This window comes from Allobosea sp. 117, from assembly GCF_000702305.1.
In the GTDB taxonomy this organism is placed as follows: domain Bacteria; phylum Pseudomonadota; class Alphaproteobacteria; order Rhizobiales; family Xanthobacteraceae; genus Ancylobacter.
In genome coordinates this window covers 397929-424335 of sequence record NZ_JNLC01000012.1, presented here as the reverse complement: position 1 = coordinate 424335, position 26407 = coordinate 397929, and the positions used below count along the sequence as shown (strand labels likewise).

Annotated in this window: 19 protein-coding genes; 9 read left to right on the top strand and 10 right to left on the bottom strand. The window is 63.6% G+C overall.

Going from position 1 to position 26407, the window contains the following annotated elements; translation table 11 throughout:
- The coding region (locus U742_RS0111200) for a hypothetical protein (protein WP_248310332.1) at positions 1 to 1272 on the top strand (1272 nt) is incomplete at its 5' end.
- Here U742_RS0111200 and U742_RS0111195 read toward each other — a convergent pair.
- Together U742_RS0111195 and U742_RS22885 are read right to left on the bottom strand one after the other, a co-directional pair.
- Complete coding sequence (locus tag U742_RS0111195) at positions 1269 to 3377, bottom strand: DUF3363 domain-containing protein (RefSeq protein ID WP_029353004.1); 2109 nt, start codon at positions 3375 to 3377, stop codon at positions 1269 to 1271. The genes U742_RS0111200 and U742_RS0111195 overlap by 4 nt on opposite strands.
- Before the next feature lie 545 nt (positions 3378 to 3922).
- Positions 3923 to 4312: a helix-turn-helix domain-containing protein gene (locus tag U742_RS22885; RefSeq protein WP_156034203.1), complete on the bottom strand. Its 390-nt coding sequence runs from the start codon at positions 4310 to 4312 to the stop codon at positions 3923 to 3925.
- Between U742_RS22885 and U742_RS0111185 the strand changes: the two genes are divergently transcribed.
- The 6 genes from U742_RS0111185 (at position 4311) to U742_RS0111155 (ending at position 14379) form a co-directional block, all read left to right on the top strand.
- The gene (locus U742_RS0111185; RefSeq protein ID WP_029353001.1) at positions 4311 to 4976 is read left to right on the top strand and encodes a hypothetical protein; all 666 of its coding nucleotides are present in this window, start codon (positions 4311 to 4313) and stop codon (positions 4974 to 4976) included. The two genes, U742_RS22885 and U742_RS0111185, sit on opposite strands and share 2 nt — an antisense overlap.
- 155 nt (positions 4977 to 5131) lie before the next feature.
- Positions 5132 to 5383, top strand: coding sequence for a methylation-associated defense system helix-turn-helix domain-containing protein MAD1 (locus tag U742_RS0111180; protein ID WP_081852948.1), 252 nt, complete (start codon positions 5132 to 5134; stop codon positions 5381 to 5383).
- A complete protein-coding gene (locus U742_RS0111175) occupies positions 5373 to 8234 on the top strand; it encodes an SNF2-related protein (protein ID WP_029352997.1) in 2862 nt (953 codons plus the stop codon). Before U742_RS0111180 ends, U742_RS0111175 begins: the two co-directional genes overlap by 11 nt.
- A 3-nt stretch (positions 8235 to 8237) precedes the next feature.
- Positions 8238 to 10052: an AIPR family protein gene (locus U742_RS22025; protein ID WP_038361172.1), complete on the top strand. Its 1815-nt coding sequence runs from the start codon at positions 8238 to 8240 to the stop codon at positions 10050 to 10052.
- Positions 10049 to 11707 carry a site-specific DNA-methyltransferase gene (locus U742_RS0111160; RefSeq protein ID WP_029352994.1) on the top strand — a complete coding sequence of 553 codons (1659 nt, stop codon included), beginning with the start codon at positions 10049 to 10051 and terminating at the stop codon, positions 11705 to 11707. The genes U742_RS22025 and U742_RS0111160 overlap by 4 nt, the downstream gene beginning before the upstream one ends.
- A complete protein-coding gene (locus tag U742_RS0111155; RefSeq protein ID WP_029352992.1) occupies positions 11704 to 14379 on the top strand; it encodes a DEAD/DEAH box helicase in 2676 nt (891 codons plus the stop codon). Before U742_RS0111160 ends, U742_RS0111155 begins: the two co-directional genes overlap by 4 nt.
- Before the next feature lie 435 nt (positions 14380 to 14814).
- Here the strand turns inward: U742_RS0111155 and U742_RS0111150 are convergent, their stop codons facing one another.
- The 4 genes from U742_RS0111150 to U742_RS0111135 all read right to left on the bottom strand — a co-directional run bounded on the left by U742_RS0111150 (position 14815) and on the right by U742_RS0111135 (position 19336).
- The gene (locus U742_RS0111150) at positions 14815 to 15843 is read right to left on the bottom strand and encodes a mechanosensitive ion channel family protein (protein WP_038361169.1); all 1029 of its coding nucleotides are present in this window, start codon (positions 15841 to 15843) and stop codon (positions 14815 to 14817) included.
- A gap of 125 nt (positions 15844 to 15968) precedes the next feature.
- Positions 15969 to 16886: an MBL fold metallo-hydrolase gene (locus U742_RS0111145; protein ID WP_051661086.1), complete on the bottom strand. Its 918-nt coding sequence runs from the start codon at positions 16884 to 16886 to the stop codon at positions 15969 to 15971.
- Between the two features lie 118 nt (positions 16887 to 17004).
- The gene (locus U742_RS0111140) at positions 17005 to 18210 is read right to left on the bottom strand and encodes an NAD(P)/FAD-dependent oxidoreductase (RefSeq protein WP_029352986.1); all 1206 of its coding nucleotides are present in this window, start codon (positions 18208 to 18210) and stop codon (positions 17005 to 17007) included.
- 175 nt (positions 18211 to 18385) lie between these two features.
- Entirely contained in the window at positions 18386 to 19336 is a 951-nt protein-coding gene (locus U742_RS0111135; RefSeq protein ID WP_029352984.1) for a helix-turn-helix transcriptional regulator, read from the bottom strand.
- A gap of 214 nt (positions 19337 to 19550) precedes the next feature.
- Between U742_RS0111135 and U742_RS0111130 the strand changes: the two genes are divergently transcribed.
- The gene (locus U742_RS0111130; protein ID WP_029352982.1) at positions 19551 to 21128 is read left to right on the top strand and encodes a winged helix-turn-helix domain-containing tetratricopeptide repeat protein; all 1578 of its coding nucleotides are present in this window, start codon (positions 19551 to 19553) and stop codon (positions 21126 to 21128) included.
- Between the two features lie 244 nt (positions 21129 to 21372).
- Here U742_RS0111130 and U742_RS0111125 read toward each other — a convergent pair whose 3' ends face one another.
- Positions 21373 to 22302 carry a bifunctional enoyl-CoA hydratase/phosphate acetyltransferase gene (locus U742_RS0111125; RefSeq protein WP_156034202.1) on the bottom strand — a complete coding sequence of 310 codons (930 nt, stop codon included), beginning with the start codon at positions 22300 to 22302 and terminating at the stop codon, positions 21373 to 21375.
- A gap of 33 nt (positions 22303 to 22335) precedes the next feature.
- Positions 22336 to 23097 (bottom strand): IclR family transcriptional regulator, encoded by a 762-nt coding sequence (locus tag U742_RS0111120; protein ID WP_029352974.1) that lies wholly within the window; start codon positions 23095 to 23097, stop codon positions 22336 to 22338.
- A gap of 296 nt (positions 23098 to 23393) precedes the next feature.
- On the opposite strand from U742_RS0111120, the gene xsc reads away from it, so the two are divergent.
- On the top strand, positions 23394 to 25187 hold the full coding sequence (xsc, locus tag U742_RS0111115; protein ID WP_029352973.1) for a sulfoacetaldehyde acetyltransferase: 1794 nt from the start codon (positions 23394 to 23396) through the stop codon (positions 25185 to 25187).
- A gap of 114 nt (positions 25188 to 25301) precedes the next feature.
- Here xsc and U742_RS0111110 read toward each other — a convergent pair whose 3' ends face one another.
- Both U742_RS0111110 and U742_RS0111105 read right to left on the bottom strand, forming a co-directional pair.
- On the bottom strand, positions 25302 to 25520 hold the full coding sequence (locus U742_RS0111110) for a hypothetical protein (protein ID WP_029352970.1): 219 nt from the start codon (positions 25518 to 25520) through the stop codon (positions 25302 to 25304).
- 106 nt (positions 25521 to 25626) lie between these two features.
- On the bottom strand, positions 25627 to 26388 hold the full coding sequence (locus U742_RS0111105) for an IclR family transcriptional regulator (protein WP_029352969.1): 762 nt from the start codon (positions 26386 to 26388) through the stop codon (positions 25627 to 25629).
- Between the last annotated feature and the right edge of the window lie 19 nt (positions 26389 to 26407).

Genomic DNA, 26407 nt, shown 5'->3' with positions numbered 1-26407 from the left:
TCGCATATCCGCATGATTGCCCATATCACCCGCCGCGAGATGTACGATCTCGTTTGGGCCGAGCCGCTTGACGCCGTCGCCGGCAAGCTCGGCCTTTCGCATTGGCGACTGCGGGACTTATGCGTCCAGCATCGCGTGCCGCTGCCGACGGCGGCCTATTGGCGAGACAAGGCGGCCGGCAAGAACCCGAGGCAGACGATCTTTGCCTCCTCGGCCGATCCTGCTGTCGAACTCATCAGCCTCGATCCGACGAGCCCGTCAGATCCCGTCATCGAGGAGCGCCTCGAACGGGGGCGCAAGGCAGCGATCGCACCGCGCCGGCTGATGAAGCCACGAGAGCCGAACACACGGACGATCGAGTGGAGCCGGATCGACAAACCCCACACGGCCGTATCGCTGACCGCCCATACGCTGCGCCGGGCCAAGCCGGATCATGACGGCATCATCGCGATTAGCGGGGAAGGCCTGCTGTCTATGCGACTGGGAGCCGGTTCGGTCGAGAGGGCGATCTTCATTCTCGACAGCATCGCGCGCGGGATGGAGGCGCGGGAAATTTCCTGCACCCTCGCGGGCAAGCACGTCGAAGTTCGCCGGGGCGTCGACAAGGTGCCCTTCATCCTGGCGGAGACGATAAAGCGCCGAAAGCACGATCCGACGGTCAATGAGTTGAAGGCAGAGGAGCGCTATCGGCGCTCGGCTCGCTACCGTGATTGGGATTTCACCTACGAACGCCAATATCCCGAGTTCGATTATATCCCGACCGGTGAGCTGACGATCTCCATTGAAGCCTGGAGCATGGACCAGCGCCGACGCAACTGGCGGGACAACAGCCGTGCGACCCTGGAAGCCCAACTCGACTCTATCATCGAGGAACTCCATGGCTGGATCGATTACCGGCGTGATGACCGCCTCAAAGATGAGCGCAACGCACGCCTCCGCCGCCGCGCGGAGGAAAACCGGACGCGGACAGAGGCGCGCACGAAGCGCGAGGAGGAACGCGACGAACTGCTCGACGAGATCGTCGAGATGGGCCGCAAGGCCGAACAACTGCGCTCCTGGATCGCGTGGGCGGCGAATATCGAGGATGCCGAGACGCGGCGCATGCTGAGTTGGGCGCGCCAGCGCCTTAGCGAACTGGAGCGTGCGCTCGATCCCGCCTCGTTTGGCGATTGGCTGCGCGAGCGCACGCTGTTCCCGGAAGTCGATAAGTTCGCGCCTCTGCCGGCCGATCCCGATCTGGAGACGCCACCGCCGCAGGTTAGCCCGACTTAAAGCCCCAGCCCTCGATTACGGCCGAGGCTCCACTCGACCCCGCCATCGCGGGAGACGCCGGAGATGTGCCGGCCGATCTGCCTCTCCAGCACGGGCTGCCACGGCACGAGCTGGAATCCGAGACCGTCGTCGATCATGGCGAAGCGCCCGCTGACCAGATTGACTGAGCCGGCGAGCCGGCCGGACACATACTCGCCCGGTTGGCTCGGGGTGTAGGCAAGGCCGCGCTCCGCCGCCATGGCCCGGCCAACGCGCTCCACCTCGACCGCTTCAAGTCGGACGAGGATGTCGCGCGGCGCACGGACGTTGCCGTTCTCCAGCCGCACGGCATGGCCCTGGTCGACGAGGCTCTGGCGGCGGCGCTCCAAGGCGTCGCTCACCTCACGGCCAAAGCCGACGTCGGATAGCTCGGTGCGCTGGCGGGAGGCTAGTTCCCGATCGAGCCAAGTGGCGCCATCACTGGCGACCTGCTGGTCAAGATCGAAGGTGGAGAGCGTGCGGACCGCGAAGTCCTTCCGCCCGGTTCGCGCATCGTGGGCGATGCCGCGCTCGGGGAGATCGTCCGGGATCTTCCAGCGATCCGCGTCGATGCGCTCGACATGGCCGGCGCGGCGCAGGGCTTCCAGCCGGCGTACATGGGCGCGGATGAACGCGTCCGGATCGCCGCGCTGCTGCTCGATCGTCGGGCGTGCGAGTTCCAAATGCTCGCTCGGCCGATAGATGCCGCCGCTCCTCTCACCCATGGTGGCGATGTTGAGGTCCGCCGGGCGTGGATCGGACTTTGTCGGCAGCGGGTCGAGCGCGACGATATGGCCGCGCTTTATGTCCTCCAGTCGGGAGGCGTCGCTGGTCTCGACATGATGGGTGCGTCCGTCCACGCCATCGATGACCAGATAGAACCGCTCGCCCATCTCATCGCCCGCCAATCCCTTGTCGAGCACGCGGCCGATGAGGGCATGCGAGATGCGGCTGCCATGAGTGACGTATTGCGCGGCGCCGCGCTTCTCCGCGAGCCCGTGATCGGCCAGTGCGCGATGCATGGTGCGCAGGATGTCCTCGCGCTCGCCCATCGCGCGGAGCGTGCTTTCGGCCCGCTCCGCGATGCTCCAGCGTCCCGGCTCGATCTCCTCGGCGATGCCGAAGCTCTCCAGCCTCTTCACCCGGTCGATGAGCACATGTCGGTTGGTCCGCACGAGATAACTCTCGCCAGCGTCCGGCCGGAGATCGAGGATGCCGTGTTCACGCTGCTCGGCGATCATCATCCGGTCAAGCCGAGTGAGACGGTCGGCGTCCACCTCGTGGCGCAGCTTGTTCTGCAGCTCGACCTCGGTCTGCGGGCCGAGCTCCAGCGTCATCAGCTCGCTCGCCCGGTGGCGGATGCCATGGGCGATGTAGTCACCGGCGATGTTGAGGATGCGGCCATCATTGAGCACGCCGCGCACGAGAACATGGCTGTGCGGGTGGCCGGTGTTGTGATGATCGACGGCGATCCAGTCGAGCTTGGTCCCGAGGTCATTCTCCATGTGCTGCATCAGGTCACGGGTGAAGCGCTTCAGGTCGCCGAGCTCGGCGGCATCCTCCGGCGCGACGATGAAGCGGAACTGGTGACGATCCTCACCACTCCGCTCGACGAAGGCCCTGGTGTCGACCTCGTCACCAAGCGCCGAGTAGGCGCGCCCCTTCTCGCCGTCGCGGGTCACACCGTCGCGTTCGAGATAGCGCAGATGAGCCCCTACCGCGCCAACCGAGACCGCGCCGCGCATCTTCGGGCCGCGCGCGCTCTTCCCCTTCCCGGCAAGCTTCACCACCCGCGCCTTGACCACGACGCGGCGGGAGCGGAACCGGCCTGAGGAACCCGACTGCCACCCACCACTGTCACGCGGCAGCGACGCCATCACCTTGGCGCCACGTCCCCGCGCATTGAACCGACCGCTGCCGCGTCCTTCACGGGCGAAGACACCACCCGACCGAGCGCCGCCACTGGCCTGGCGCGCGGCGATCAGCGCCTGCTGGACGAAGGGCAGCTCGTGGGTCTTCAGCCGCGTCCCCCGGCTTCGCGGCCGGCCCGGCTTGATGCGGAAATCATCCTCGTCGCGGCGTCTCATGACCGCACGTTTGGCCGCCAAAGCGCGCGCCGCAAGTCGAAAAACAAGCGATCAAAGTATAGCGTGGAAACGTCGGCTTTGGCGCAGGGCCGGCGGAGCGCACATTGCGCATGCACACGAAAATCGGCCAAATATCAATCTTTTGAACGACCGCCGCGCAGATCCGCACCTTCCGCGGGGCCGCTTAGATCCGTTTTCCGGAACGGAAAACAACGTGCAGACAACATTTTACGGGCGTCGCCCGCGCGGATTGAAAATCCGCTTTATCTTGCCATCAATCCCTTCTAATCTGCCACGGTCGCACATAAACTAACAAAGCATGCCGAATATACTACGAAAGAGCAACCGAGCAACGTTGACGGCGGCCCGAGCCAACCTATGACGCGCTAACGCCGCCCCGGCTGCTACAGGGTCGCGCTGCCGTCGAACCTGCACTGAAGATACCAATCAGTGTCCGCTGCCGTGCAGAAACGCTGCAACGAACCTGCCGTCGAGCTGCGCTGATCCCGCAGTTTGTTCACGCGTCTGCTGCGGCTGATGCAGCGTCAGTCGGACGCTGACGGCTTACGAAAGCGGACACCTATCCCGCCGTCGGACTCGGAAATGAACTCAATACCGGCGCGCTCCAGGGCGCTGCGGAGCTTGTCATTCGTCCTTCGACGTCCGCCTAATGTTCCGTCTTCAGCTTCCAATCGTGCAAGCGTCGGTTCGGACACATCTGCCGCTCTCGCCAAGTCGGCCTGCGACCAATCCAACAGCGCTCGGGCCGCCTTCACTTGTCGCGTCGTGATGAGCTCAGGTCCCGTTTCTTCATCCTGAGTTGACACGAGTCGGGCCCTATTTGATACTATTTCTATCGTTTCGACGGCCGGACTAAGTGCGGTAACACTCAGCCCGGCCTGACCACAACCCAAGCTGCTTGGAGCTCGGATCATGGCTGATTCTGAGATTAGCACGAGTCTGTCCCGGCCATCCCGAAGGGACCTTCTCTCTGCCGCCCTCGTGACGGTCGGCGGCTCTTCCTTCAACAGTTCGGCTGCTGCCGCGTCGCAGGATGCCGGCACGACGGACGCAGCTGTCATTGAGTGGAAAGCGTGGCGCGCCGCGCATCGGCGCACGCTCGCCCTGTGTCGGAAACAGCAGCGTCTGGAGTCCGAACTTGCGCGAACGATCGGCTTCCCGGAGGCGGTTCTTACTGCGGCCGAACTGCCATCGCCGATGCGGATTGGTTCCATGCGGCAGTTCGATGAGCTTGCGGCCGACCTGCCGTCGCTTCGCACGCGGCGCGACGAAGTCGCTGGCGCACTGTGGGCACATCAGCGGCGCTGGGACGACGCTGATCGCGCCATCGGCTACTCTGTCACCCGGCAAGAAGAGGCGGCAACATCCGACGAAGAAGAGCGCTTGATCGCGAGACTCTTTGCAACGGATGCCGTCTCTCTGCGCGGCCTCTCGGCGAAGCTCGACGTGCTGATCGCCATCGGAGCGGATGGCGCCGAGGGGCGGCATTTCCCATGGCCCGAGCTGCGACGCATTCGCAGAGATATCGCCCGACTGGCGCAGTTGCAGCGACAGAGCCCCGTCACCTTCACTGCTTGAAGCAGTGCTCGTGGTGCCAGCGCGCAGGCCTACCATCCCGCGGTCTCTCGTGTAGGGCGCGAGTTCGATCTCTCCAGGCTCCGCCCCTCTGACCGAGGCTAGCGTAAGCTGGCGCTATCTGGCATCCATTGGCAACCTTAAACCGCGGTTGGCCAATGCCCGACGAAATCCTGACATTGCCGGAAGTGGCAAGCCTGCTGAAGGTGGCGGAGAAAACTGTCTACACGATGGCTCAGCGAGCGGAGATCCCGGCATTCAAGGTAAGAGGACAGTGGCGGTTCAAGCGCATTGATCTTGATCGGTGGATTGAGGCGCAGAAGGTCGCCCTCAACCCGTCGGCGGCGCAGAGTGAGCCAAAGCCTTCGGACTTGAAGGCGGCACGTCGTGGGAGGCAGGATGATCACTGACTTCCATGCAAAGTACCTGGCCTACGAGCTCACGAAACGGTGCGCGCCAGATAGCTCTGAACGTTTGGCTGGAGCGGTGGCCGGCGCTCAGGTCGATCTGAACCCGCATCAGGTTGACGCTGCGCTGTTTGCCTTTGCATCGCCCCTTTCAAAGGGCGCGCTGCTTGCCGATGAGGTTGGTCTCGGAAAAACGATTGAAGCCGGGTTGGTCATCTCCCAACGATGGGCCGAAAGAAAGCGTCGTATCCTGGTCATTGTGCCCTCGAACTTGCGCAAACAATGGCACCAGGAACTGAGCGAGAAATTTCTGCTCCCCGGTGTGATCTTGGAATCCAAGTCTTATAACCAGTCCATCCGGGATGGGGTTCTTCAGCCTTTCGAAGTCCACAATGCGATCGTGATCTGCTCATATCAGTTCGCGCGTTCCAAGGCGTCAGACGTGCATAGGGTGCCTTGGGATCTTGTGGTGGTTGACGAGGCTCACCGCCTCAGGAACGTCTACAAGCCGTCGAATGTCATCGCGAACACGCTCAAGAATGCACTCGCCCAGAAGAACAAGCTGCTTCTGACTGCAACTCCTCTCCAGAATTCGTTGCTGGAATTGTATGGTCTCGTTAGTTTCATTGACGAGCATGCCTTTGGTGACATTAAGAGTTTCCGGGAACAGTTCGCGAATCCGGGAGATAAGCGCAACTTCGAAGCGCTGAAGGAGCGTCTGAAGCCGATCTGCCACCGGACACTACGGCGCCAGGTGACCGCGTATATCCCGTACACGCGTCGCTTGCCTCTGGTCGAGGAGTTTACGCCCGCGGACGGTGAAGACCGTCTCTATCAGCTCGTTTCCGACTACCTGCAGCGCGACAATCTCCAGGCGCTGCCCTCAGGACAGCGGTCGCTGATGACGCTTGTCCTACGCAAACTGCTGGCGTCGTCGACATTTGCGATCGCAGGCGCCCTGAATTCAATCTCGCAGCGACTAAAGGCAAAGCTGGATGCCCACCCTGTCGCGACGCCTTTGGAGGAGGAGCTTTCCGAGGATTTCGAAGCTCTCGATGAGACTGCCGACGAGTGGCCGGAGGAGGCGGAGGAAGAACCACTGACCGACGCCGACCGCAAAGCCATTGAGGCAGAAATTGCAGAACTAGAATCCTTTTCGAAGCTGGCGACCTCGATAGAACACAACGCCAAGGGCAAGGCCCTGCTGAAGGCCTTGGACGTGGCCTGCGCAAAAGCGCGCGAACTTGGTGGCGCTGAAAAGGCGATCATCTTCACCGAGTCACGGAAAACGCAGGAATACCTTCAACGCATTCTCGCCAGTAGCCCATATGCAGGCGGCATTGTTTTGTTCAACGGCACAAACACAGACCCTTTGTCGCGTGAGATTTATGCACGCTGGGTCGAGCGGCATGCCGGGTCAGACCGGATGACGGGGTCCAGAACCGCGGACATGAGATCTGCGCTGGTTGATTACTTCCGTGATGAAGGTCAGATCATGATCGCGACGGAGGCCGGCGCCGAGGGCATCAACCTGCAATTCTGCTCGCTCGTCGTGAACTATGACCTGCCGTGGAATCCACAGCGTGTGGAGCAGCGCATCGGCCGCTGCCATCGATACGGCCAGAAGCACGACGTCGTCGTTGTGAACTTCATCAATCGCAAGAACGAGGCGGATCAGCGCGTCTATCAGCTGCTCTCCGAAAAATTTCGCCTTTTCGAAGGGGTGTTCGGCGCGAGCGACGAGGTCTTAGGCGCGATTGAGTCCGGGGTCGATTTCGAGAAGAGGATAGCCGGCATCTACCAGGAGTGCCGTCAACCCGAACAAATCCGGGCCGCCTTCGACCAGCTACAATTAGAGCTGAGCCTCGAAATCAATGTGGCCATGAGCCAGACGCGGCAGAAGCTCCTCGAAAAATTCGATGACGAGGTCCGAGAGAAGCTCCGGATTCGAGACGAGGACGCGAAGGTTCATCTCGATCGCTATGAGCAGTGGTTGATGCGCCTGACGCGCCATGAACTCGACGGGTTGGCGACGTTCCACAACAGCTCGTCGTTCACCTTGCCCGCACGGCCTCAATGGGCAAATGGCGCCGCCATTCCGCCCGGGCTTTACGAATTGCCGCGACGGTCCGGCGAGGCACACACCTATCGGCTCAATCATCCCCTGGGCGAAGCCGTTGTCGCGCGCGCGAAGGAACGCCCGCTCGCCCCGGCAGAGGTACGTTTCGACTACGCCAACCATTCCGGGAAAATCAGCATTCTGGAGCCCTTCATCGGTAAGGCCGGCTGGCTGGTCGCATCCTTGATGACGGTTGAGGCCCTCGACGAGGCGGAGGACCACATCCTTCTTTCAGGGATCACCGATGAAGGCGATTTGCTCACCCGCGAAGTCTGCGATCGCCTTCTGACGATTCATGGCACGCGCGGACAGGATATCACCCCCGACGGCGGGGCCATGACGCGTCTCGATAGGTCATTGAGCGAAAGTCAGGCGCTGATCCGCAGAAGCGTGTCGGAAAGAAACGCGCGTTTCTTCGAAGCCGAAGCCGACAAGCTCGATGGCTGGGCAGATGACCTCAAGGTCGGGTTGGAGCGCGAGATCAAGGAAATCGACAGGCTCATCAAGGAAGCTCGCCGCGCTGCCACGACCGCCTTGACCCTCGAAGAAAAGCTCGCGGGGCAGAAACAGATCAAAACGCTCGAATCGACGCGAAATCAGAAGCGGCGCTCGCTCTTCGACGCGCAGGACCAGATCGACCGGCAGCGTGCTGATCTCATCGCCCAGATCGAGTCCAAGCTCGAACAGAGGGTCGAAGTTGCACCTCTTTTCACCATCCGCTGGACGTTGGACTGAGCCATGCCCAACGCTGCGGAGAAAATCGCTCACATCGAAGCTGCGCTCCGGCGCCGGTTTTTCCCCTTGGTGCCGGAACGCGCTCAGAAATGGACAGCTGACCAGCATGACATTGATCGGTGTTCACGTTCACTCGCGGCTTATGCGCTGTGCGGAATATGCGGGATCGCCGATGCGACCGCTGCTGGCGCACTGGTCGACGGTAGTGACGATGGTGGTATCGACGCACTCCATTTCGATCGCGCGAAGCAACGCCTCATTGTTGTTCAATCCAAGTACAAGCGGCCAAACAACGCCGATAATCCGCAGGGCACAGGTCCAAATCAGGCCGAGACGCTCAAGTTCATCAATGGCGCTAAAGCGCTCATCGAGCGGCGCTTCGACGGCTTCAATGCGGCGGTCAGGAACCGGTTGGATGAAATCGAGGAAGCGCTCGACACGCCGGGCGTGAAGATCTGCCTAATTCTTCCATTCCTCGGCGAAGCGTTGGACATCCATGCGAAAGTGGACCTCGACGCCTTCGTCGCTCAGTGCAACAGCCTTTCGGACTGCATGAGCGCCACCGTTGTCGGCATCACGCAGACCTATGACTGGATGGTCGCCGAGCAGGCAACCCAAGCCGTCGATATCCGTCTCACCTTGGAAAAATGGTCGAGTGTGACCGCGCCGCGGAAGGCGGTCTATGGGCTGGTGAAGGGCCAGGACCTTGCGGCGCTGGTGACCGAGCATGGGACCGCGCTCTTTGAACGCAACATCCGGCACTATCTCGGCTCGGTCGGTGTGAATGTCGCGATCGAGGAAACCGTGCGGCGACGTCCGGAGGATTTTTTCTACCTGAACAATGGCATCACGGCTGTCACGTCTGCCATCACGCCCGCGCCGGGCTCCCCCGACCGTTGCGTGTTCGGGCTCGCAGCGTTCTCGATCGTCAACGGCGCCCAGACCGCGGGCTCCATCACGACGGCGTCGCTGGCGGCAGCTATCTCTGATAACGCAAAGCTTCATATCACGATCATCGAGGTTCCGGATCCGGCCGACGATTTCGCTGTCCGCGTGACGCGGGCGCGGAACTACCAGAATCAGGTGCGGGGCGTCGATTTCGCAGCGCTCGATCCCAATCAGGAGCGGATCCGGCAGGAACTCGCGGCCGTCGGCATTCGCTACCATTATCGGCCGTCCGCGGAATCCCGGATCCGGCAGGACGATGCGTTCACACTCGAAGAGGCGGCGCTCGCGTTGGCGTGCCTCGCGTTCGCCGTTACGGACGGGCAGCGAAGGGGCCATAGGGGACAGAACGCGATCGACCTCGTCGTCATCGCCAAGCGCGAGATCGGTCGCCTATGGGAACAGGAAGGCGCGATTTATTCCCAACTTTTCCCGGCATCGATATCCGGCGTTCGGATCTGCAGGCTCGTCCGCATCTATCAATTCGTCGACCGCATCCTGGCCGGCAGCGAGCGGTCCGAGACGGCCTATGACCGCAGGATGTTTTTCCGGCACGGCCGCTATTTCATCATGGCCTTCGTCGCACATCGCCTGCCAAGGCTTATTGCCAAAGCGGCTCCGGCCCTCACCGCCGAGGAGGAGCGCGAGATATCGCAGGAGACCAATCACCTTTCTGAGGTGATCTTCGCGACCTCCAGGGCGATGCAGGTCGATCGCGGCTTTCTGGCCATCTTCCGCAATCTCACCGATGCGCAGCCACTTGCCGAGAAGGCCCTCCTTCGATTGGCCGAATTGGATGCCGCTCAGAACCCACAGGCTCCTGCCAGCGCGGCTGCGCCGGCGATCGCCCCAGCCGCAATGGACCAAGCATGACCAAAAAACAAAAACTCGAACTGACCTGGGTGGGCAAAGAGAACCGGCCGCGGCTAGAACCGCGCATTCTGCTGGAGGACCCGGAGAAGTCCTATCACGCGAAGCATCGGGTGAGCGATGACGACATTTTCGACAACAGGCTGATCTTCGGCGACAACCTGCTCGCGCTGAAGGCGCTTGAGCAGGAATTTTCTGGAAGGGTCCAATGCGTCTTTATTGATCCGCCCTATAACACGGGCAGCGCTTTCGATGAGTACGAGGATGGAATTGAACATTCTCTCTGGCTTTCGCTGATCCGCGAGAGGCTGGAGCTGATCCGACGACTAATGTCAGATAGCGGCTCACTTTGGATTACAATTGACGACAATGAAGCGCATTATCTGAAGGTGATATGTGATGAAATATTTGGTAGAAAGAATTTTATAACAACAATAGCTTGGCAAAAAAAATACGCTCCAAAATCAGATTCAAAGCTGCTTTCGGTCTCTCATGATTTTATTCTTGTTATCGCGAAAGATATTGAACGGGTTCGAATCAATAGGCTGCCCAAAACGGAAGTTCAGACATCCAGATACACCAATCGAGACAATGACCCTCGTGGGCCTTGGAAGGCGGGTGACGTGCTTCGCAATGAGGTCCGAGACTATGCCATTTTTCCTGTAACGACGCCATCGGGCCGCCAGGTAATGCCTCCTCCAGGAACTAGCTGGCGTTACACGAAAGAAAAATTCGCCGAGTTAATTCATGATAATCGGATTTGGTTTGGTGTCGACGGCAGCGCGCGACCTGCAATTAAAAGATTTATATCCGAAGTGACGGACACCATACCTGCTACGACATGGTGGGACTACAAGGAGTCTGGCCATAACGACGAGGCAAAAAAGGAGAGCAAGCAGCTCTTCGGCGATGGTTTGTTCGCAACACCAAAACCAGAGCGTCTCTTGCAAAGGATTATCGAGATTGCCAGCCATCCGGCCGATCTCATCCTCGACTCCTTCGCTGGATCCGGCACCACCGGCGCCGTCGCCCACAAGATGGGCCGGCGGTGGATCATGGTGGAGCTGGGCGAGCATGCACACACCCACATCATTCCCCGCCTGAAGAAGGTTATTGACGGTGAAGACAAGGGCGGCGTGACCGAGGTGACAGGCTGGCAGGGTGGCGGCGGATTCCGCTATTTCAAGCTCGCGCCGTCGCTCCTCGAAAAGGACAAGTGGGGCCGCGAGGTCATCAGCAAGGCCTACAATGCCGAGATGCTCGCCGAAGCGCTGTGCAAGATCGAGGGCTTCACCTATGCGCCGAGCGATAGCGTCTATTGGCAACATGGCACGTCGACCGAGCGTGACTTCATTTATGTGACGACGCAGACGCTTTCGCCGGAGCAGCTTGACGCCTTGAGCGAGGAGGTCGGCGACGGACGCACGTTGCTCGTGCTCTGCGCGGCGTTCCGCGGCAACACATCCGCCTGGCCAAACCTGACGGTGAAGAAGATTCCGAACCACATTCGCGAGCGCTGCGAATGGGGCCATGACGACTACAGCCTCAATGTCGAAAATCTGCCGAAGGCGCCGCCCGCGCCCAAGGCGGCCGACAAAACGCTGTCCCTTTTCGCCTCCCAGCCGGGCCTGTTCGATCTCGCGGGAGACGACCAATGAACCGTCACGTCAACGCCATCGCCGGCCGTCTCAGCCTCCGCGCTCCGCAGCGGCAATCTCTCGAAATTCTCGATCGCGTCACCGAACTCGCGCCGCCGCGAAAGGGCGCTGATCTGGAGGCGGCGCTTGCGGCGATTAGGAGCGAGTTTCCGAGAGTCACGGACTTCGAACGTGACTTCCCGAGTCTGTGTTTCGCGCTGGCGACCGGCGTTGGCAAGACCCGGCTCATGGGCGCGTTCATCGCCTATCTGCACCTAGCGCATGGCTTGAACAACTTCTTCGTGCTCGCGCCGAACCTCACGATCTACAACAAGCTGATCACCGACTTTACGCCGAACACGCCGAAATATGTGCTGAAGGGCATCGCTGAATTCGCGATATCGCCGCCCGTCATCACGACGGGCGACAATTTCGAGCGGCAGATTGCCAGCGGCGGCAATCTGTTCCCGGTCACCGTCAACATCTTCAACATCTCCAAAATCAATTCCGAGGTGCGGGGAGGCCGCAGCCCGCGCATCCGCAGCTTTAAGGAAGAGATCGGCGACAGCTATTTCGATTACCTCGCGGCGCAGAAGGACCTCGTTCTGATCATGGACGAGTCGCATCGCTACCGGGCGACCGCGGGCGTGCGCGCCATCAACGAGCTGAAACCGGTTATGGGGCTGGAGCTGACCGCGACTCCGTTCGTCGAGACGACGCGGGGACCTGCGCCGTTCCAGAACGTGGTCTTCGACTATCCGCTCGGCTGCGCCATGGCTGATGGCTTTGTGAAAGAGCCGGCCGTCGTCACCCGCGAGAACTTCGTCGCGACCGGCAAGTCGCCCGAACAGCTGCAGCAGATCAAACTGGAAGATGGCGTGCGCCTGCACGAAAGCGTCAAGGTCGAACTGGAGACCTATGCGCGCCAGATCGGCGAGCGGATCGTCAAACCCTTCATCCTCGTGATCGCGCGCGATACGACACATGCTGCGGAGCTGATGACTCTGGTCAAGTCCAACGCCTTCTTCGAGGGGCGCTATGCGGACAAGGTCATCCAGGTCGATTCCAGCGTAAAGGAAGAGGAGACGATCGAGAGACTGCTGAAGGTTGAAGACCCCGATGAGCCGACCGAGATCGTCATCCACGTCAACATGCTGAAAGAAGGCTGGGACGTCACCAACCTCTACACGATCGTGCCGTTGCGCGCCGCCAATGCCCGCACGCTCATCGAACAGTCAATTGGGCGGGGTTTGCGTCTGCCCTATGGCCGGCGGACCGGGGTCACCGCCGTCGACCGACTAAACATTGTAGCACATGACCGATTTCAGGAGATTGTCGACGAGGCGCGCAAGCCGGATTCGACCATCCGCCTGCAGCAGGTCATCCTCACCGATGGGGAGTTGCAGCAGAAGACCGTCACGGTCGAGTCACGGCCTCAACTCGCCGCCAAGCTCGGCCTGCGTTCTGATGCGCCGGTCAACGGCACATCCGGCTTTGAGGAGTCGCCGGCCGAATTCACTAACGAAGAGCAGCAGGTCGTTCGGATCGCCTATGATGTGATCCGCAAGATGGAAACCGAGCCATCGCGCCTGCCCAGCGTCGCATACCTACAGAAACCCGAGGTGCAGGCAGCGGTTCTGCGCGAGGTCCAAAGCCAGTATCAGCCCGGCCAGTTGGAGCTGGATGGGATCGCCAAGCAACCCGATCTCACCGCCATCGTCGCCCGAACTGTCGACCTGGTCGTGCAGCAGACGATCGATATTCCCCGCATTTTAGTCACGCCGAAGGGCGAGGTGAAATCCGGCTTCCATCAATTCACGCTCGACCTGTCGCGCTTGCGCTACGAAGTGCCGAACGAAACGCTATGGGCTGCGCATTTGCGGACGGGGCAAGTCGACCGCATCGGTCTCGGCGCCGGCAATATCGATGAGCAGCGGTTGGAGGACCATGTCGTCAGCGGCCTGATCGACTTCGATGACGTGGCCTACGACGAGCATGCCGATCTGCTCTACGATCTTGCGGCCCAGGTGGCGAACCATTTGTTGACCACGCATCCTGAAGACGGGGTTCGCAAGATCCTGCGCCTCCACCAGAAGGAGATTGCCCGCTTTGTTCATGCGCAGATGCAGAACCACTTCTGGCAGGACACAGAGGTCGAATACGAGGTCGTCGTCACGCGCGGCTTCACCGAGTTGCGAAAGAGCGCCTATACGGCGGCGGCCGGAGAGGTGCCACTCGATTTCCGTCAGTCCCCCGCGGACAAGGCCAACATGGCGCGATATCTGTTCGGCGGCTTCCAGAAGTGCCTGTACGCCACCCAGAAATTCCAGTCGGATGCCGAGCGGAAGCTGGCGGTCGTTCTCGATCGCGAGGCGCTGAAATGGTTCAAGCCAGCGCGCGGGCAGTTTCAGCTGTTTTATCGCAGCGGCACGGACCTTCAGGAGTATCAGCCGGACTTCGTGGCCGAGACGGATGACTGCATCTTGATGCTCGAACCTAAGGCCTCAAACCAGATGACCGATCCGGATGTGCTGGCAAAGCGCGACTCCGCCCTCGAGTGGTGTCGACATGCGAGCGGTCACGCTGCGAGCTACGGCGGCAAGGCATGGCGCTATGCCCTGATCCCGCATGATGCGATCGCGGAGAACATGACGCTCGTCGGTCTTCTGCAGCAGTTTGGAGAGATGAGATGAGCGTCCCTGACTACTAGTCGCTCATGCTGCCGGTTCTGCAAATTGCGGCGAAGGGAGAGACCTCTGTGCTGCGCGCGGAGCCGGAGGTCTCATAGTGGTGGCAAAGCCCTTTCCTTGATGTCCTAGACCATCGCGATATCAACGACATAGGTGTTCGCAGTTTCGCTCTGGTCGGCGCGCCAGCACCGCCGATTGTCCTCCACGGTGCGACGTGGCCGCCGGAAATCCCCAGAGCCAAGGGCGCAAATAATTGCGCCAACAATCCTTGCTTCCCGACAAGTTATTGCGACGGTGACACCACGTTGTCGCTTCTATGAGATGGGAAGCCGACGAAGGCCGGCGCCGGAAACGGCGCAGCGTCACGCTGGCGGATCTTGCAGACATTACTGTTGCGAGACACGCGTCCGGCCGACGACTCGGATACTGTCGCCGGTTCTAAGGCGCGCCGGGTGAGCGCAATGCGGCACCGGAAGCGACAGCTTCGCCGCGCGTTGTCGCCGGCGCGTATAAGAGGCTTTGCGCGGGCAAGGCCAGGCAGAGCCCGCCTGCTTCGCAATGGTCGTGGATGAGGTCGATGATCTCGTTCCTGGCGGACGTTCCCATGGCGAGGCTGGCGACGCGGAACTGCAGTTCCACGTCGATCGCGACGGCGTCGATGGACTTCAGGGCAACGACCGGCGGCGGATCCTTCACGATGCGGGTGCTGGCTTGCAGCACGGACCGCATCGCCGCCTCGATCCGGCGCGGCCGCTGCACGGCGGCGAAGCGCACGGCCACTGTGATCTGATGCGTTTCGTCGGGACGGCTGAGGCTGGTCAGGCCCTGTCTCGCCAGCAGGCTGTTGGGCAGCACGACGATGTTGTTCGCTCCGGTCAGCAGATTTGTGGAGCGCCAGTTGGTCTCGGTGACCCGGCCTGCCGTACCGTCGCTCAGCTGCACCCAGTCGCCTATCGCATAGGCTTTGCCGAGCGTCAGCGCGATGCCTGAAAAGACATCGCCGAGCGTGTTCTGTAGCGCCAGACCCAATATGAGGGCGACCACGCCCGAGGTCGTCACCAGAGTGGCGATGGGCATGCCGAACACGAAGCCCATCACCGACAGCGCGACGCCGAGATAGATGACGGCAACAGCCATGTCCAAGATGAGATGGGCTTCCCGCGGCTTGCGGTTGAGCCTGACATAAATGTGGAGAAGGCCGATGATCGTCCATGCAAGGTGGGTCCACCAAAGAACCTTGGCGGACTTCGACAGCCACTCGGCGAAACCCTCCGTGTAGACGTCATCGGGCTGATGCGGCGCGATGCCTCCCATGTAAAGAATGAGGCTCATGGCGGCGAAGAACAGGATCTGGACGATCAGGCGAGCTGTCGGGCGGCTGCGGCCCTGAACGTGCCAGACGACGATGCCGGCAATGCCCAGGATGTTGATCAGGGCAAGCGGCAGGTAGTGGTCATCACCAGACATGGAAGAGATCTGCCGGATTGCGTGCGGCAAAACACGCCGGCCGAGCCGGCGTGATGCGTTCGGGCGTCCCGGAGCATTTCCGCGTTTCACTGTATTGCGGAAATGCTCCGGTCGGCGCTGCGAAATCAGTAGTCCCAGAACACCGGCACCCAGCGGAAGTGGTCGCCATCAATTGCCACATGGCCGACGGACGGGAACGGCAGGTGGGTGGCCACCAGCGATGACTCCGTAGCCGCCAGTTCCTTCAAGAGACGGACCCGGACGCGGGCCGCCTCTTCGGGGTCATGTTCGAAGCCGTTGTACCACTCCGGGTGTTCGAACCCGACCGCGAACACGGCGTCGCCGGCGAACATCAGCCGGTCGCCGCCGGACGCCACGCGGACCACGCTGTGGCCGGGGGTGTGGCCGCCGGTGCGGGAGACGACCACGCCGGGCGCCACTTCGGACTCCTCGTCGAACAGCCGCAGATGGCTTTGATACTCCTGCGTGAACCGCTTCGCGGCGGCGCGCAGCGTGTCCGGAAATCCGGGCGGCATGTTGACCTGGCTGAAGTCAGGGTCTTTCCAGAACTCGACCTCGGCAGCCGCCACATGGATCCGCAGATCCGGGCGGAGCTGCTCCTTGACGCCGTCGATGAGCAGGCCACCCACATGATCCATGTGCATGTGAGTGAGGACGATGTCGGTGACAGATCCCAGATCGATGCCGGCGGCCGCCAGCCGCCGGATCAGCTGGCCGGCGCGCGGCAGGTTCAGGTCCGGATCGAGGCCGAGGCCGGCGTCGACGAGGATGGTCTGCCGGCCGCTGCGGACGACGACTGCGTTCAGCGCCCAGTCGAAGGCCTCGGCCGGCAGGAACATGTCGTTGAGCCAGGCCGCCCGCGCGGTCGGCTCGACATTATGCCCCAGCATCTTGGTCGGAAGCGGCAGGACGCCGTCGCTGACGATCAGCACGTCGATCTCGCCGATCCGCACCGCGTAGCGCGACGGCACCAGTTCTTCGTGTCCCGTTCGACGGGGGGCGGAGGTGTCTTGCACGCTCATGTTCATCTCCTGTTGAGGTGGTGGAACTGAGCCAATCGGTTCCACTGAGGGGTGTGGGTTGTCGTGAGGCGATCCGCTCGCGGCCGCCGATGCGGCGCGCGCACGGCATCGGTTGTGCCTAGAGGTCGGTGACCCGCTCGGGTTCCGCCGAGGCGAGGGCGACGTCGCGCTGGGCACGAGGCGGGTAGATCCACACCGTGTTGATCTCCTGCTTCATCTTCTTGGCCTCGGCGCCGACGAACTCGATCTGACGGTCCCAGCCGCGCGTGAACAGCGCGCCGGCGTCGCCGAGGTCCAGGCAGGTCACATAGGCCTCTTGGTGGTAGGGGATCGTCGGCACGCCCAGCAGCTCGGCGGCGGCGTTGTGGCCGGCGAAGGCGCCCATTCGGGTGGCGTGCTGGCAGGACATCAGCGCGTAGTTGCCGACGTCGTCGCACGCCGCCTTGGCGGCGTCGCCGGTGGCGAAGACGCCGCCGACGCCCGGCACGCGCAGGGCGCGGTCGACGAGCAGCCGGCCAGAATTGTCGCGCTCGGCCGGGATCTGCTGGGTCAGTGGCGCGGCGCGCATGCCGGCAGCCCAGATCACCGTGGCGCACTCGATGCGCTCGCCACCGGTGAGCGTCACGCCGCCCGCATCCACCGCGGCGACGCCGGCACCGAGCCGGGTCCCCACGCCCACCTTGCGCAGGGCGTTCTCGATGACCGGGCGCGGACCGGCTCCCATATCGGGCGCGATGGCGTCGTTGCGGTCGACGATGACGACGCGGATAGCGGCCTTGTCGCCGAGGATGGTCCGCAGCCGCGCCGGCATTTCCGTCGCCGCCTCGATGCCGGTGAAGCCGCCGCCGGCGACGACCACCGTATCGCGCGCAGCCGACGCCGGGCGGCTTGCCAGCCCGTGAAGATGGCGGTCGAGGGCGACAGCATCGTCGAGCTGGTCGACGCTGAAGACGTGCTCGGCAAGGCCGGGAATGTCCGGACGAAACAGGCGGCTGCCGGTCGCGAGAACCAGCCGGTCATAAGGCAGCGTCCTGCGCTCGCTGCCACCCGTGACGATCCCGACGGAGTTGAGACGGGTGTCGACCGTCTCGGCGGTGCCCTGCACATAGCGGACGTCGATCGCCTCCAGCAGCTCCAGAAGCGGCGCCGTGAGCGTCTCGGGCCTGGGCTCGTAAAGCCGCGGGCGGACGACCAGCGTCGGCTGCGGCGCTGCCAGCTCGATCTCGAGCTCGTCGGGCGAGACGCCTTGGAGATCGCGCAGGCGCGCGGCGGAAAGGGCGGCATACATGCCGGCGAAGCCGGCGCCGATGATGACCAGTCGCATGTGAACTACTCCTGTGAGGGGTCCCGAAGGTGCGGGTCGCCGTTGCCGCCGCCATCAGGCGGAGCCTTTGGTGGGCTGCGATGCGAGAAGGCGGTGGAGCGTCAGTCCATCGATCTAGCCTCGGCGCGCTCGTCGGTGCGCGAGAGGCATTGCTGCGATTGCCGTGCGATTGCCGTCATCGCGCGCGCCGGCGCCAATTGCTCGGGGTCTCACCTGTCAGGCGCCGGAAGGCGGCGGCGAAAGCGGACTGGGAGCCGTAGCCCAGCGCCACCGCGATCGAGACGACCGGTTCGTCGGTATCGCGCAGCAGCGTCGAGGCCTGCGCCAGCCGGTGCTGCCGGAGCCAGGCGTGCGGCGACAGCCCGGTGCTCTGCTTGAAGGCGCGGCAGAAATGGAAGCGCGACAGATGCGCATCCGCGGCGAGCGCGGCGAGCGACAGGTCCGCGTCGTCATCCGAACGCAGGCGCTCGATGGCACGGCGCAGCGCCGTCGGCGACAGCCCTCCCAATGCCGGCTGTGGGCTGGCAGCGGCGCCGGTGTGCGCGGACAGGAGCCGCGTCGCCAGAAGATCGGTGAGCTGCTGCCGGAACAGCGCGTCCAGGGCCTCACTACCGTCGAGAGCGTCCGCCGCGCTCATCAAGAGGCGGGATGTCGTCGGATCGAGATGGCCGGTGCGCTCGAGCAAGGGCGCGGGGCCGGCCGTGTCGGCTTCGGCGGCGACGCGTTCCAGGACGGCGTGCGGCAGATAGAGCTGGAGGACGTTGACCGCTCCGCCGATGTCCCAGCGCGAGCTGGTACCGGACGGGATGATCGTCACCACGCCCGACCTCGCCGTCCCGGAAGCGAGCGTCCTGCCGGTCCGGCGCTCCAGGCGCTGCATCGTGCCGACATAGGTCATGATGACATGGTCCTTCATCGGCTCGACGACGTCGTGCAGTTCGCCGTGCTTCCAATGGGCGATGGAACTGCCGGAAATCTCGGTGACGATGCGGCGCGGCGTGGTGCCGAGGACGCGCGCCATCTCGCCCGCCGCTGGCCGGGAGGCGGTCCACGGCTGTTCTTCGGTGCGTCGGGAAGCGCGGAACAGATCCTCTGGCGAGGGCACGCGCAGGATGGTCTCGTCCATCGATCCACGCTCACGGCTCGGTTGCATCGTGAGCGCAGGGTGCGGCGAGGCCGGCGTAAAGTCCTTGCGGCGAGGTTGGATTGATCTTGCTTTTACGTCCAAAGCGACGCGGAGCGGCCTTATGAGAAAAGCTCCGTACGCGTCATGATATGAGGGCGATCCGCAGAGCGGCGCGGCAAGCTGCCCCGCCTGCGCGTGGCGATGGAGCGCTGAATTGAAGTACCAATTCGCAGACTGCGTGCTCGACCTCGATCGACGGGAGCTGACTCGCGGCTCGCAGACGGTCGCCGTCGGTCCGCAAGTCTTCGATCTGCTGGCTCATCTCGTGGAGAATCACGAGCGGGTGGTGAGCAAGGATGGCCTGCTCGATGCAGTCTGGAACGGCCGCGTCATCTCTGAATCCACGCTGACCAGCCACATCAACGCGGTGCGTAAGGCGATCGGCGACACCGGCGCCGAGCAGCGCCTCGTGCGCACGGTCGCCCGCAAGGGATTTCGCTTCGTCGGTGACATCAGGCAGGTCGGGATGCCGGAGGCGTCGCGCAAAGCCGCGATCATGGCGGACATCGCCATCCAGCCGACGGCTGCGACGGCGCAGAAGCCTTCCATCGCCGTGATGCCGTTCCAGAACCTCAGCGGCGACCCGGAACAGGACTATTTCGCTGACGGCGTCGCGGAAGAGATCATCACCGCCCTGTCGCGGGTGCGCTGGCTGTTCGTCATCGCGCGCAATTCCAGCTTCGCCTATCGCGGCCGTCCTTTCGACGTGAAACAGATCAGCCGGGAGCTGGGCGTCACCTATGTGCTCGAAGGCAGCGTGCGCAAGGCCGCCGACCGCATCCGCATCACCGGCCAGCTGGTCAATGCCAGCACCAATGGCTATCTCTGGGCCGACCGCTTCGAGGGTGCCCTCGACGACATCTTCACGCTGCAGGACCGTATCTCCGGCGATGTCGTCGGCGCCATCGCCCCGCAGATGGAATTGGCGGAGATCGAGCGCGCGCGGCGCAAGCCTACCGAAAATCTCAACGCCTATGACTGCTATCTGCGCGGACTCGCGCATCTGCATCGCGGCGGCAGGGAATCCGTCGAGGAGGCGCTGCCGCTTTTCCGCAAGGCGATCGAGCTCGATGGCGAGTTCGCTCCACCCTATGCGATGGCGGCATGGGGCTATTTCTGGCGCAAGGTCAATGGCTGGACGACCGATCCGGTGCAGGAGACGGCCGAGGGCATCGCCCTTGCCCGTCGCGCCGTCGAGCTCGGACGGGACGACGCGGTGGTGCTGGCGAGGGCCGGCCATGCGCTCGCCCATCTCGCCGGCGAGTTCGAGAGCGGCATCGGTCTCCTCGACCGCGCGCTGTTCCTCAATCCCAATCTGGCGCCGGCCTGGTTCCTCGGCGGCTTCCTGCGCGTCTGGCACGGCGAGCCGGAGGCGGCGATCGACTATTTCGAGCACGCCATGCGTCTGAGCCCCGTCGATCCCGAGCTCTACCGGATGCAGGCCGGGATCGCGATGGCGCATCTTTTTGCCGGCCATTTCGAGACTGCGTCGCTATGGGCGGACCAGGCTCAGCGAAACCTGCCAAGCTTCCTCATGGCCGCAGCGATCGGCGCAGCCGGCCAGGCGCTATCGGGCCGCAGGGAGGAAGCCGGCCGAACCATGGATCGTTTGCGCGAGCTCAACCCCGCTCTGCGCCTCTCTTCCCTGAGGGACTGGCTGCCGATCCGCCGGCAGGAAGATTTCGCCCTGTTCGCCGACGGCCTGCGCAAAGCCGGCCTTCCCGACATGTGAGCTGCAACGAAGCTGCGGCAAGTCATGGCTTCAGCATTCGTGCCATGCAAGCATACGGTCCATCTGATTGACGTGAACCGCGTGGCCTAGCCAAGTCCATTTCGCGCACGTTACTAAGGCGTAGTGATTTCAATAACATAGGCGTTTGCAGTTTCGCCCTGCTCGACGCGCCAGCGATTTGAAGGACCTAGGTCCATATCGCGGCGACCGTAGCCCGAAGCCATCGATGAACTGCCGCGCCGGATCAGTTCTCGCGAACGGCCAGCGAGGCGAGGGCGCAGGAGGCGATGCGGGCCTGCTGCGAATCGGCCCGGCTTGTCAGGATGATCGGCGTGCGCATGCCGAGCACCACCCCCGCGCAGGCCGCGCCCCCCAGATAGACAAAGGACTTGTAGAGGCTGTTGCCGGAGTTGAGGTCCGGGACCAAGAGGATGTCGGGCTCGCCGGCGACGTCCGAAACGATCCCCTTGGTGGCTGCGGCCGTCAGCGACACGGCATTGTCGAAGCCGAGCGGTCCGTCCAGCTTCGCACCGGCGATCTGGCCGCGATCGGCCATCTTGCAGAGCGCCGCCGCGTCGATCGTCACCGGCAGCGCCGGATTGACGGTCTCGACCGGCGCGAGGATCGCCACCTTGGGGCTGTCGATGCCGAGCTTGCGGGCAAGCTCCACCGCGTTGCGGACGATGTCCGCCTTCTCGGCCAGCGTCGGCGCGATGTTGATGACCGCGTCGGTCAGCATCAGCGGCTTGTGGTAGACCGGGCAATCGAACCAGAAGACATGACTGGCCCGGCGCCCCGTGCGCAGGGGACTGTCGCGGCCGACCACGGCGCCGAGCAGTTCGTCCGTGTGCAGCGACCCTTTCATGATCGCCGCGATCGCCCCCATGCCGGCGAGGGCAACCGCCTGGCGCGCCGACTGGATCGCGTCCGGTGCGTCGACCACTTCGAGGTCCGCGATGTTCCGTTCGGCAGCGTCAGCGATCCGGGAGATGAGGGTTCTCGGGCCGATGAGAACGGGCTCGATCAGGCCGCAATCGGCGGCATCGAGTGCGGCGACGAGCGCGCCGGTCTCACAGGGATAGACCACACCGACGCGGAGAGGGCCGGCCTCCAGCGCCTTCCGGGAGAGGATGCCGAGCCGCGGATGGGCATTACTCGTCTCTAGCATCGACATGACCGGCTATCCCTCCCGTTTTCGTTGTGCGTGTTATGTCAGTGTCGAGGCCAATGCCTCCGCCGCGGCCTGCAGCGTCGGCAGCCGCTCCATCGCGTTGGCGCGCGAAAGACGCAGAATCGGTGCCTGCAGCGCCAACGCGGCGACGCATTGCTTGCGCGTGACGTCGAGCACCGGCACGGCGATGCAGAACAGCCCGGACAGGAATTCCTCGTCGTCGAGCGCGAACCCCGCCTTCCTCACCTCGCCGAGCTCGGCCTCGAGCCGCGTGCGGTCGGTGAAGGTGTTGGGCGTGTAGGCGATAAGGCCGGTGGCTTCGATAAGCCGATCGCGCTTGCCCGGCGGCATCAGGGCGAGGAACAGCTTGCCGCTCGCCGAGCAGTGCGCCGGCACGTGAGAGCCCTTCTGGAAGGCGACGCGCAACGGCAGCGATGCCTCGACGCGATCGAGATAGACCACCTGCGAGCCTTCCAGCACGGTGAAGTTGCAGCTCTCGCCGAGCTCGCGGGCCACCCGTTCCAGGATCTGGTGGCGGCGCGCGGAGCCGGGGCTGTTGGCGAGGATGGAGAAGGCGAGGGAGGTCGCCCGCGACGCCAGCTCGTAGCGGCGTCCGTCCGGCAGGCGGTGGATCAGCTCCGCATTCTCCAGCATCGTCAACCAGCGGTGCAGCGTGGGCTTGGGCAGGTCGGCGGCATCCGTGAGCTCGGCCAGCGTCGGGGCATGGTCCATGGCGGCCATGATCTCCAACAGGCCGAATACCTTCATGGCGGGCGGGGCGTCAGGGATGTCGTCCATCTGTTTTTAATTCCTATTCCATTTTTTATCGCGTTTGAAGCGAAAAAATGGAATTTCTCTCTTGCGGCTGATTTTGGTTCCGTTCACACTTTGGCTCAGTCGGGATCAGAACGATCGCCGCCGGGCCGGTGAAAGCTAGCGGCGAAGTGCGCGCCCGAAGTCAAGGGAGGACGGACGCACGCACGGCGCGCCGCGGCTTTCCGTGCGTACCGACCAACGAGATGTCCCGGACGATGCAGGAAAGAAGCGGCCCGCCTGAAGGGTCCGCGCCGGTAGTCCGGCCAAGGAGAAGCACCATGAGGATGACCACCGAAGAAGCCTTCGTCAAAGTGCTGCAGATGCACGGGATAGAGCATGCCTTCGGCATTATCGGCTCGGCCATGATGCCGGTGTCCGATCTGTTCCCGAGTGCCGGCATCACCTTCTGGGACTGCGCGCACGAGACCAATGCGGGGCTCATCTGCGACGGCTACAGCCGGGTGACCGGAAAGATGGCGATGGCCATCGCCCAGAACGGCCCGGGCGTGACGGGCTTCGTCACGGCGATGAAGACAGCTTACTGGAACCACACGCCGATGCTGCTGGTCACTCCCCAGGCGGCGAACAAGACCATCGGCCAGGGTGGCTTCCAGGAAGTCGAGCAGATGGCCCTGTTCCGCGACATGGTCTGCTACCAGGAGGAGGTCCGCGACCCCTCGCGCGTGGCCGAGGTGCTCAACCGGGTGATCGAGAAGGCCTGGCGCGGCTGCGCGCCCGCGCAGATCAACGTGCCGCGCGACATGTGGACCCACGTGATCGACATCGAGCTGCCGCAGATCGTGCGGCTGGAGCGCCCCTCGGGCGGGGCGAACGCCATCGCCGACGCCGCCGAGCTCCTGTCTGGCGCCCGGTTCCCGGTCATCCTGAACGGCGGTGGCGTGGTCATCGGCGATGCCATCGCCGAATCCGCCGCGCTCGCCGAGCGCCTGTCGGCGCCGGTCTGCTGCGGCTACCAGCACAATGACGCGTTTCCCGGCAGCCACCCGCTCGCCGTCGGACCGCTCGGCTACAATGGCTCGCGCGCGGCCATGGAACTGATCGCCAAGGCGGATGTGGTGCTCGCTCTCGGCACCCGCCTCAATCCGTTCTCGACGCTACCGGGCTACGGCATCGACTATTGGCCGAAAGAGGCCAAGATCATCCAGGTCGACATCAATGCCGACCGGATCGGCCTGACGAAGAAGATCACCGTCGGCATCTGCGGCGACGCCAAGCAGGTGGCGGCCCAGATCCTCGACCGTCTGTCGCAGACCGCGGGCGACGCCGGCCGTGCGGAGCGCACGGCGCTCATCCACCAGACGAAGTCGGCCTGGCTGCAGGCGCTGTCCTCGATGGACCACGAGGAGGACGATCCGGGCACCCGCTGGAACGCCGAGGCGCGCGAGCGGGACAAGGACCGCATGTCGCCGCGCCAGGCCTGGCGCGCGATCCAGGCCGGCCTGCCGCGCAACGCGATCATCTCCACCGACATCGGCAACAATTGCGCCATCGGCAACGCCTATCCGAGCTTCGATGAAGGGCGCAGATATCTGGCGCCCGGGATGTTCGGCCCGTGCGGCTACGGGTTCCCCTCGATCATCGGCGCCAAGATCGGCTGCCCCGACACGCCGGTGTTCGGCTTTGCCGGCGACGGCGCCTTCGGCATCTCCATCAACGAGATGACGTCGATCGGGCGGGAGGGATGGCCGGCCGTCACCATGGTGGTGTTCCGCAACTATCAGTGGGGCGCCGAGAAGCGCAACACGACGCTCTGGTACGACAACAATTTCGTCGGTACGGAGCTGAACCCCAAGCTCAGCCTCGCCAAGGTGGCGGAGGGGTGCGGCTTCAAGGGCGTCGCGGTGCGGACGATGCAGGAGCTGACCGAAGCGCTCAAGGTGGCGGCGAAGGATCAGGCGGAGGGGGTGACGACCTTCGTCGAGGTGATCCTCAACCAGGAACTGGGCGAACCCTTCCGTCGCGACGCCATGAAGAAGCCGGTCCGGGTCGCGGGCATCAGCCGCTCCGACATGCGTCCGCAGAAAGGGATCACCGCGGCGGCCGCCGAATAGGGCCGCCGATCTCCGAGATGCGGGCGGGTGTCTGACCCGCCCGATATCGTCATCAAGCATGGCGCCGGAACCGCTGGTTTCGACGCCGTGGCCTCCCGCCTGGCTCGGAGGTGCTCAGTTCCCCGGATAGAACGGCAGGGCGCCGTCGCCCTCGCCGCGCCCGATCTCCAACATGTTCTGCTTCAGGGCATCGAAGGCTCGCGCCACGGACTGCACCGCCTCGTCGCTCGAGAAGGGGGCAGGGACGGGCCTGTGCGCCTGCACGAGAGCCACGAGCAGGCAAAAGGAGGTGGCAAGAAACAAGGCGACGTGCAGCCGCTCGGTCCGGTTCATTGCAGGAGCCATCAAGGAACGATCAGCCGTCGATAGCATGCGTTTTGCTGCGCTGCAAAGACGCGGCGCCGTTCTTGCTGCATGGCAGCAATGCGGGTGGGATGGCCTACAACAGTTCGGCGAGCTCACGCGCGGCGGCGCGCAGGTCGGGCAGGTGCTTGCGGCCCTCCTCCAGCGACATGCGCTGCATCGGCGCATGAAAGGAAACCGTCGCCGCGAGATGCCCCTGGCGATCCTTCACCGGCACCGCCAGCGCGATCATGCCGTCGACGAATTCCTGATTGTCTTCCGCATGGCCCTGGGCACGGATGCGGATGACCTCCTCGCGCAGTGCCGCCGGGTCGGTGATGGTCCGGCTGGTATAGGCCTTGAGGCTGGCGCTGCGCAGATACCGCTCGAACAGGGACTCGGCCATCGAGCCGAGACAGGCCTTGCCCGCCGAGGTCGCATGCAGCGGGACGCGCGAGCCGACCTGCAGGGCGATTCGCAGCGGCCATTGGGTCTCGACGCGGTCGACATAGATCATCGCGCCGTCGTCCGGGATCGACAGATTGCACGTCTCGCCCACCAGCGCGTTCAGCCGCAGCAGGATTTCGCGGCGCGGCATGGCATGGCTGGCGGCCCGCACCAGGCCCTGCATCATCTGGCGCAGCCGCGGGCCGGGCAGATAGCTGCGCCCGTCGAGATGGCGGCTGAGCCAGCCGAGTTCCTCGAGATTGCGGACGAGCCGATGGATGGTCGGCTTCGGCAGCTTCAGCAGGGCGTTGATCTCGGTGGGCGTCATCGGCCGGGCTTCGGCCGCCAGAACCTCGAGGATCAGGAGATACCTCAGGCTCGGAGGGGATTCGGCGGCTTCTTGTTCGCTCATTTCAACGCTGCAACCCGTA